Raw genomic sequence first — 8,372 nt, 5'->3', positions numbered from 1 at the left:
TTTTTGCGGTTCGGCGCCCCGACGTTTGAAAAAGGTTCCTCGCTGTAAAAGCGAAACCCTACTCCCAGCAACCACAACGGCCGGATATACACATCAACCCCAGCGCCACTACTCCACCATTAAACTAAACGACTCAATCGTTCCGATAAACCGTCAACGTCTCACCCGGCTTCAGCGCTTGGCCACTGCGCGGATTCCAACGCTTGAGGTGCTGCATTTCGACATTGAAGCGCTTGGCGACCAAATACATCGAGTCACCTTTGCGGATGGTGTACTGCGTCGTTTGTTTGGCACTTGCTTTGCTTTTCGCGCTAGCAACATTCGAGGTTTTAGAGCGGGCTTTGCTGGTGTCTTGCATGACCAGCGACTCGCCGATTTTCAAATGCTGGCCGGAAAGCGAGTTCCAGTGCTGCAAGTCTTTGACTTCAACTTTATTCGACTTGGCGATGCTCGCAAGGGTATCGCCTTTTTTAACTTTGTAACTGCGGCGAGGCGATGGGCTCTCGCTACTGGCCATCTCCTGGAACACCGGTTTAGCAGGCGTCATGCCGGGAATGGTCGGGATACTCAAGGTCTGCCCGACGTGCACGCCTTTAGCAGAGAGCTTGTTCACGTCCTTGATGGTATTGACCGACACCTGATAACGGCTGGCGAGGCTGACCAAGGTATCGCCGCGGCGCACCTTGTATTGCTGCCAGTCCACCAGTTCTTCCGGTTTCATGTTCGACAGGCTGGCGGTCAACAACTGCGCCTTGGCCTTTGGCACCAGCAAATGCTGAGGACCGTCGATGGTCATGCGCTTTTTGAAGGCCGGGTTGAGCTGAAACAGTTCGTCTTCGTCGATATTCGCCATGGCGGCTACTTTCGACAGGTTCATCGTGTGATTGAGTTCGACGACTTCAAAATACGGGGCGTTGGCGATCGGGTTCAGGTTGACACCGTAGGCTTCGGGCGCCATTACGATTTGCGAGAGGGCGAGGAACTTGGGCACGTAATCCTGGGTTTCCTGCGGTAACGGCAGGTTCCAGTAATCAGTAGGCAAGCCAAGTTTCTGGTTGCGCTCGATGGCGCGGCTGACGGTACCTTCACCCGCGTTGTAAGCCGCCAACGCCAACAACCAGTCGCCGTTGAACATGTCGTGCAGACGGGTCAGGTAATCCAGTGCGGCAATGGTCGACGCGGTGATGTCCCGGCGGCCGTCGTAGAAGCTGGTCTGACGCAAGTTGAAGTAACGACCGGTCGACGGGATGAACTGCCACAAACCTACCGCATCGCTGCGCGAATACGCCATGGGGTTGTAGGCGCTTTCAATCACCGGAAGCAGGGCCAACTCCAGCGGCATATTGCGTTCTTCGAGACGCTCTACGATGTAATGCATGTAAAGGCTGCCGCGCTCGCCAGCCGACTCCAGGAAGGCAGGGTTGTTGGCGAACCAGAGACGTTGTTGGTCAATACGCGGGTTTTGGCCGTTGCCCTCTTGTAACTGAAAGCCCTGGCGCATCCGCTCCCAGACATCCTGTGGCGCCAACGGGGTTGGTTTGCCGGCGAGGAAATTGGGTTTTTGCTTGAACTCCGCGGCTAAAGCGGGCGCCCGATGGCTGGTGCTGGGCTCAACGTGGCTGGTGGTCTGACAGCCAGCCAGCGTGGCGCTCAGGACTACAGCGATAGCCTGGGCCAACCGAGTCAATGCGTCTGAATTGATGGCTATGCGTATAGATGACGACATTGGCTGGGGGGGTGTTCCAAGCGAAAATGTCGGGCGATTCTAGGAACCGCCCGGCGAATGGTCAACCTTTCAGAAATTTTGTATCAATAAAGGTCGTAATTAGAACTTATCTTTCCAAGCACGCAGGCTAGCAAAAATGGCAGTTGGTGACTGATTGTCTGTACCTGTCCGTTCGTCTGCTTTCTCTTTGACTGCGCTTTCGTGTGTCCGAATAAACGGGTTGGTCAGTCGTTCCAGGGCTAAATTGGAGGGCAAGCTGATTCTGTTTTCGCTTCTCCACCGGCTGACTTCTGCAAAACGCTCGGCGATGTCGAGGTTGGCGGGTTCAACCGCTTGAGCGAAGCGCAGGTTGCTCAAGGTATATTCATGGGCGCAGTAAACCAGCGTGTTGTCTGGCAGCGCGGCCATACGACTGAGCGAGTGATGCATTTGCGCCGGAGTGCCTTCGAACAGACGGCCACAGCCCGCAGCAAATAGCGTGTCGCCACAGAACAATATCGGGGCGTGCGGGTCGTTATGGTAGAAGGCGATATGGCCCAGGGTATGGCCGGGTATTGCAAAGACTGAAAAATCCAGACCGAGGACGGTGAGCGTATCGTTGTCGTTGAGCGCGACATCCCGGGCGGGGATAGTTTCAGCCGCAGGACCGTACACGCGAGCGCCACTGAAAGCTTTTAGCTGTGCTACCCCACCCACGTGGTCGTTATGGTGGTGGGTGACCAGGATATCGGTGAGCTGCCAGCCAGGATGCTGATTAAGCCAGGCCAACACCGGTTCTGCGTCGCCAGGATCAACCACGGCGCAGCGTTTGCTGGAAGCGTCTTGTAACAACCAGATGTAGTTGTCGGTAAAAGCGGGCAGGGCATCAATCTGTATCATGGCTCAGTTCGCTAAGCAGGAAACAATGGCGCATCTTAGGGTTTGTTGAGGCTCTAAGCGAGCGCTCACATGGAGATCACACATGACCGATGAAGCTTTCGCCCAGGCCGATCCCGAATGGCTTGCGTTGATCAGCTCGGCCCGAGAGTGGTTGTCCGGGCCGCTGGGGCAATTATTGCTGGAAGAAGAGCGGCGCGTGCTTGAAGACGAGCTAGGCCGGTATTTTGGCGGTTACCTGGTGCATTACGGTCCGTCGGCTGATGCGCCCCCTGAGGCGAAGCAGGTTCAGCGAAATGTGCGTCTCGGCGCGCCATTGCCCGGTGTTGAAATCGTTTGTGAAGAGCAGGCTTGGCCACTCAGTGAGCACGCGGCCGACGTTGTGGTGATGCAGCACGGTCTGGATTTTTGTCTGTCGCCCCACGGTTTGCTGCGTGAGGCGGCCGCAAGCGTACGTCCGGGCGGTCATTTATTGATCATTGGAATCAATCCGTGGAGTACCTGGGGATTGCGCCATTTATTTGCCCACGATGCACTGCGCAAGGCTCGCTGCATTTCGCCCTCGCGGGTAGCGGATTGGTTGAACCTGCTGGGCTTTGCGCTGGAGAAGCGACGCTTCGGGTGCTATCGTCCGCCGCTGGCTTCTGCAGCCTGGCAAGCTCGACTGGCCGGGCTAGAGCGCCTCGGCGACAGTTGGCAAAGTCCGGGTGGCGGTTTCTATTTATTAGTGGCGCGCAAAATCGTAGTTGGCCTGCGTCCCGTGCGTCAGGTACAGCGCCAGCCTATGGGCAAGCTACTGCCGTTGCCGATGGCCAAGGTTAACCGGCGTAACTCGCCTCTCTAAAAGCCTGATGGCCATATTTCGAAGATGGGAAGTTTGATGGAACAGGTTGTAGCGAACGAAAGCGTAGAGATCTTTACTGACGGCGCCTGCAAAGGTAATCCTGGCCCCGGCGGCTGGGGCGCATTGCTGGTGTGCAAAGGCGTTGAGAAAGAGCTGTGGGGTGGCGAAGCTAACACCACCAACAACCGAATGGAGCTGACCGCTGCCATTCGTGGCCTGGAAGAGCTCAAGCGCCACTGTAACGTGCTAGTGGTGACCGACTCCGAATACGTCATGAAAGGCATGAAGGAATGGCTGGTCAACTGGAAAAAACGTGGCTGGAAAACTGCGGCTAAACAACCGGTAAAGAATGCCGACTTGTGGCAACTGCTTGATGAGCAAGTCAACCGCCACACCGTGACTTGGAAATGGGTACGCGGCCACACCGGCCACGACGGCAACGAACGCGCTGATCAACTGGCTAATCGCGGCGTTGACGAAGTTCGCGGTATTAAGCACGGCTGAAAAACTTCGCGCTGTCGCGCAACAACCCCAGAACTTGTAGGAGCGGGCTTGCTCGCGATCGCTCCGGGGTCGCGCTCGACCGCAGCAGTCGTAATTCAGCCGACTCAATTCGTCCTGTTAAAATTGAATTTGGCATGTGGGACCGCTTCGCGATCCATCGCGAGCAAGTCCGCTCCTACAGATGATTGTGCTTCAGCCGCTAAATTCATAATTTGAAAGTTCCGGCTTTCACCATCAACAGCAAGCATTGCGACTATTGATACGGGTCGATGGCTGCGTTTGCCGAGGCTAGATAGTCTGCACCCATAGCTAACGCATGAGGTGTCCAATGCTACGTTCGGTTCATCCTGAATCCAATGACACCGCCGAAACCGTCAAATCCAAAGACCGTTTCGTCGGTCAACCTGCTGCCAATGAAGTACTGATACGGGTCGAATCCGTTGGCATCAGTCCATACGACGCCTTATGGCGCCTGAATCCAATTACCGCCGAAACCCGCCAACCTCAAGGCCTGGGCAAAGAGCTTGCGGGCGTAGTGCTTGCAATAGGTGATGGGGTTGCCGATGTGTCTCTCGGTGACAAAGTCGCGACCTACTCCTGCGAAGGGTCTTACACTTACGCCCTGAACGGCGAATACCTGCTGTTGCCTCGCACCGCTGTGACGGTGTATCCCGACGTGCTCACGGCGGCCCAGGCCAGCGTGCACTACACATCGCTGCTGCTGGCTTATTTTGCCTATGTCGATTTAGCTCAGATCAAACCAGGGCAGACCGTATTGGTCACCGATGCCAGCCAATGCGCCGGTCCGGCCTTTTTGCAGTTGGGCAAAGCGCTGGGCTTGAAGGTCATTGCCGCCACCAAACTCGCCCGCGACAAGCAGCGTTTGCTTGATCTTGGTGCCGAGTCGGTGGTGCTGACTGAGGAGCATGACCTTATTCACCGGGTGAATAAATTGACCGGTGGCAAAGGCGTCAATGCGATTTTCGACGGCCTTGGTGGTTCGCAGATGAACCTATTGGTGGACGCGCTTGCCCCGCGCGGCAGTGTGGTGCTCTACGGTCTGAAGAATGGCAACCAAACGCCGTTCCCGGCCCAGGAAGCGTTTCAGAAAAACATCAAGTTTTTCGTGCACTGCCTGAGTAACTTCACCGGCAAAGCCGAGTTGGGGGTTGAGCCCAACCACCAAGCGCTGCACCGGGCGCTGGGGGTTATCAACCAACTCACCGCTGACGGGGTGTTGACCTCGCGCGTCGACAAAGTGTTTCCGCTGGAGAAAGCCGCCTCAGCGCAGCGTTACATGGACGAGTTTGCGGTGATCGGCAGGGTGGTTTTGCAGCCCTCTTAACAACCCCCGGTTGCTCGTCCCGGTCGTACCTTGCCAGGCAGTGACTTTTCTCTTCGGCGCGGTGTGCTAAAATTCCGCCCCTGTGCGGTGTTGAAGCGTTGAGAAATCACAAGTTATGGTACTTAGATCTGTAGTACTCGATACCGAAACCACTGGTATGCCCGTTACGGACGGGCATCGCGTGATCGAGATCGGTTGTGTCGAATTGATCGGCCGACGCCTGACCGGGCGACACTTCCACGTCTATTTGCAGCCGGATCGCGAAAGCGATGAAGGGGCCGTAGGTGTTCACGGTATTACCACTGCGTTTTTGGTGGGTAAACCGCGTTTCACTGAGGTCGCCGATGAGTTTTTCGAGTTCATCAAGGGCGCGCAGCTGATCATCCACAACGCCGCGTTCGACGTTGGTTTTATTAACAATGAATTTGCGCTGCTGGGTCAGCGGGACAAGGCTGATATCACTCAGCATTGCACCGTTCTTGACACCTTGGCGATGGCCCGTGAGCGCCATCCAGGGCAACGCAACAGCCTCGATGCACTGTGCAAACGTTATGGCGTAGACAACTCTGGCCGTGAATTGCACGGCGCACTGCTGGATGCCGAGATTCTTGCCGACGTTTACCTGACCATGACCGGCGGCCAAACCAGCCTGTCCCTGGCGGGCAATGCCACCGATGGCAACGGTTCCGGTGCAGGTTCAGCCAATACAGCCACTGAAATACGTCGCTTGCCGATGGATCGGACTCGGACGAGAGTGATCATGGCCAGTGAAAGTGAAATGGCCGAGCATGATGTGCGCATGGCCGCTATCGCCAAATCTGCCGGTGCACCTGCGTTATGGGTGCAATTGCTTGAAGCTCAGGCACAAGCGGCCGTTCAGTAGCGCACAGCCCCCTTTATCCACATCGCAGTGGTGTCTTGTGACTCAGGTAAATCCGGCACTGTCGATTCGCGTTGCGGATGAGTGCTTCGAGGATTACATCCTCAACAGTGAGTTCACCTTTACCGTCAGTAGCTACGCCTTAGCCCAGATTGGGCAGCGCGTTGAGTGCTGGCCGGTCGAGCCGGTGAAACCTTACCTCAAGAATTACGGCATCGACGCCCAAGAGTTCGATCATTACCGCCGCGGTCCTGATAGCACGGTGCTGGTGGCTTGGTTGGGGGAGCAGCCGGTTGGCCATATGGTGCTGAGCACGCACTGGAATGGTTTTGCTCATGTCGAAGAGTTGGCGGTCGATGCATCCGCGCGGCGCTCGGGTGTCGCCCGCTCGCTACTTGAGGTGGCGCAGTTCTGGAGCCGCAAACGCAATCTGCCAGGCATTACGCTCGAAACGCAAAACAACAACCTGGCGGCGTGCAGGCTTTATGAGCGTTGCGGGTATGTGGTGGGCGGCATTGACCACATGCTGTACCGCGCCATTGACCCCGACACCCGGGAAACGGCGATTTTCTGGTATTTGATTTTCGAGTAGTCGACGCGTGATCGGGCAGAACAGCCCTGTGCTGCAACATTGACCTGAACCGCCGCTTGTCCTCGCCGCCTATCGCTCTATCAGCGATAGAGCGAATGAGAGGCGAAGCCTTCAAGCGGCGCGCAGGACGTCAGGTAAAACTGTGTAATCCAACGCCCGAATCAGCCTTGGGTCAGTTACTCTGAAGTTCTCGAACCAGTTTTACTTTTGACTGAAGCAGCTCAAAGTCGTCCCCGCCCAAATGGTTGACTCGGTCACCTATGGCCAGACGATAAGTTGAAACAGGCTCTTTGCCGCTAGCCGTATCCGGCTGTGATTCCTGAAATTCATGCACCGAGTAGACACGGCCTTCCGCGTCTCTTGCATGGAATTGTCCGACGAGAACTGAAGCCATTTGCTTTGTAACCTCTGAAGATAACCGCTCATTTGCGCTGACATGCTAACACTGCGCGCTGACAGTCTACGCCCGCTTGTAAGGTAAGTCTGAAAGAACAGAGCCAGTCGCTGCTTGCTTGTCGATCAGACCTTCTTTTTACAGCCTAGTTTTCCATAGTGAAAAATATAATCGCGCTGCTCGAGCCCGCGCTACGGGCCGCTGACGTGGCCTTATTCTGCGCGGTGTCGCAATGCTCGGCATTGAAAAACAGACGAAGCGTGCTGCTTCATCTATAACTGAAATCTCCTTTATCAGTATGCGGAAATATTCATGAGCCAAGTCTACAAGATCGCTGTCCTCGTCGGCAGCCTGAGAAAAGACTCGATCAACCGCAAAGTCGCGCTTGCGCTGGCTGCGTTGGCACCGAAAAACCTTGAACTGAAGATCGTCGAGATCGGCGATCTACCGCTTTATAACGAAGATATTGATGCAGGCAATCCGCCATCAGCCTATACGGTTTTTCGCCAGCAACTGAAAGCGGCTGATGGGTTCCTGTTCGTGACGCCAGAATACAATCGCTCGGTGCCAGGCGTGCTTAAGAACGCCATTGACGTGGGTTCCCGCCCTTACGGTCAGAGTGCCTGGGGCGGCGTTAAGCCTGGCGCGGTGGTCAGCGCCTCGCCGGGCGCTGTTGGTGGATTTGGCGCCAACCATCATTTGCGTCAATCGCTGGTGTTCCTCAACGTGCCGTGCATGCAGCAACCAGAAGCTTATCTCGGTAACGCCGGGTCCTTTTTCGACGACGCGGGTACCTTATCTGAAAAAACCAAACCCTTCCTGCAAGGGTTCATCGATGCCTTTGCGGCGTGGGTAGCCCTTCAAACGAAGCGCTAATCCGTACTTCCCGCTCTCTCTGTAGGGGCGCCCCGGTTGCTCCTACAGAACCGGCCGCCACCCGACGGCGAGACTAGCTGTATGTAACGCATGACCGCTCAATTCTGTCGGTAAATTTCCTGGCTCATGATCTTGCTAAGGAAATCCACCGTGTCGCCTGTCCCAACTCTGCCTGCTGCAACTACGATCCCTTACTTCCATACCGAATCACTCAAGCAACGATTTACCCAAAACGTACTCAACGCGCTGGCCGCTGAACACATTGATGCTGCTGAAGCCCAGTGGTTGCAAACGCTGGTGACGCCGCCAGTTTCGGACCAAGACTGGATCGCGCC

The 8,372-nt window shown here is 55.9% G+C and carries 10 protein-coding genes; 7 read left to right on the top strand and 3 right to left on the bottom strand.

Translation table 11 applies throughout. From position 1 onward, the window contains the following. Positions 1 to 133: 133 nt before the first annotated feature. Entirely contained in the window at positions 134 to 1,726 is a 1,593-nt protein-coding gene (locus M0974_RS19220; RefSeq protein WP_297840266.1) for a LysM peptidoglycan-binding domain-containing protein, read from the bottom strand. Positions 1,727 to 1,825: 99 nt separating this feature from the next. Continuing rightward, positions 1,826 to 2,605, bottom strand: coding sequence for a hydroxyacylglutathione hydrolase (gloB, locus tag M0974_RS19215; RefSeq protein ID WP_297840264.1), 780 nt, complete (start codon positions 2,603 to 2,605; stop codon positions 1,826 to 1,828). A gap of 82 nt (positions 2,606 to 2,687) precedes the next feature. Between gloB and M0974_RS19210 the strand changes: the two genes are divergently transcribed. The 5 genes from M0974_RS19210 (at position 2,688) to M0974_RS19190 (ending at position 6,767) form a co-directional block, all read left to right on the top strand. Next, positions 2,688 to 3,446, top strand: coding sequence for a class I SAM-dependent methyltransferase (locus tag M0974_RS19210; protein ID WP_297840261.1), 759 nt, complete (start codon positions 2,688 to 2,690; stop codon positions 3,444 to 3,446). A gap of 36 nt (positions 3,447 to 3,482) precedes the next feature. Further along, the gene (rnhA, locus tag M0974_RS19205) at positions 3,483 to 3,950 is read left to right on the top strand and encodes a ribonuclease HI (RefSeq protein ID WP_297840260.1); all 468 of its coding nucleotides are present in this window, start codon (positions 3,483 to 3,485) and stop codon (positions 3,948 to 3,950) included. A 328-nt stretch (positions 3,951 to 4,278) separates the two neighbouring features. Continuing rightward, on the top strand, positions 4,279 to 5,295 hold the full coding sequence (locus tag M0974_RS19200; protein ID WP_297840257.1) for a zinc-dependent alcohol dehydrogenase family protein: 1,017 nt from the start codon (positions 4,279 to 4,281) through the stop codon (positions 5,293 to 5,295). A 115-nt stretch (positions 5,296 to 5,410) separates the two neighbouring features. Continuing rightward, complete coding sequence (gene dnaQ / locus M0974_RS19195) at positions 5,411 to 6,178, top strand: DNA polymerase III subunit epsilon (protein ID WP_297840254.1); 768 nt, start codon at positions 5,411 to 5,413, stop codon at positions 6,176 to 6,178. Positions 6,179 to 6,215: 37 nt separating this feature from the next. Next, entirely contained in the window at positions 6,216 to 6,767 is a 552-nt protein-coding gene (locus M0974_RS19190; RefSeq protein WP_297840251.1) for a GNAT family N-acetyltransferase, read from the top strand. 172 nt (positions 6,768 to 6,939) lie between these two features. Here M0974_RS19190 and M0974_RS19185 read toward each other — a convergent pair whose 3' ends face one another. Then, the gene (locus tag M0974_RS19185; RefSeq protein ID WP_297840247.1) at positions 6,940 to 7,161 is read right to left on the bottom strand and encodes a hypothetical protein; all 222 of its coding nucleotides are present in this window, start codon (positions 7,159 to 7,161) and stop codon (positions 6,940 to 6,942) included. Between the two features lie 312 nt (positions 7,162 to 7,473). Between M0974_RS19185 and M0974_RS19180 the strand changes: the two genes are divergently transcribed. Next, positions 7,474 to 8,037, top strand: a complete 564-nt coding sequence (locus M0974_RS19180; RefSeq protein ID WP_297840245.1) for an NADPH-dependent FMN reductase — start codon at positions 7,474 to 7,476, stop codon at positions 8,035 to 8,037. Between the two features lie 150 nt (positions 8,038 to 8,187). Continuing rightward, the coding region (locus M0974_RS19175; RefSeq protein ID WP_297840241.1) for a hypothetical protein at positions 8,188 to 8,372 on the top strand (185 nt) is incomplete at its 3' end.

It is taken from the genome of Pseudomonas sp. (genome assembly GCF_026224925.1).
GTDB lineage: Bacteria > Pseudomonadota > Gammaproteobacteria > Pseudomonadales > Pseudomonadaceae > Aquipseudomonas.
The sequence above is the reverse complement of the archived record's forward strand: the minus strand, read 5'-3'. Positions and strand labels throughout refer to the sequence as shown.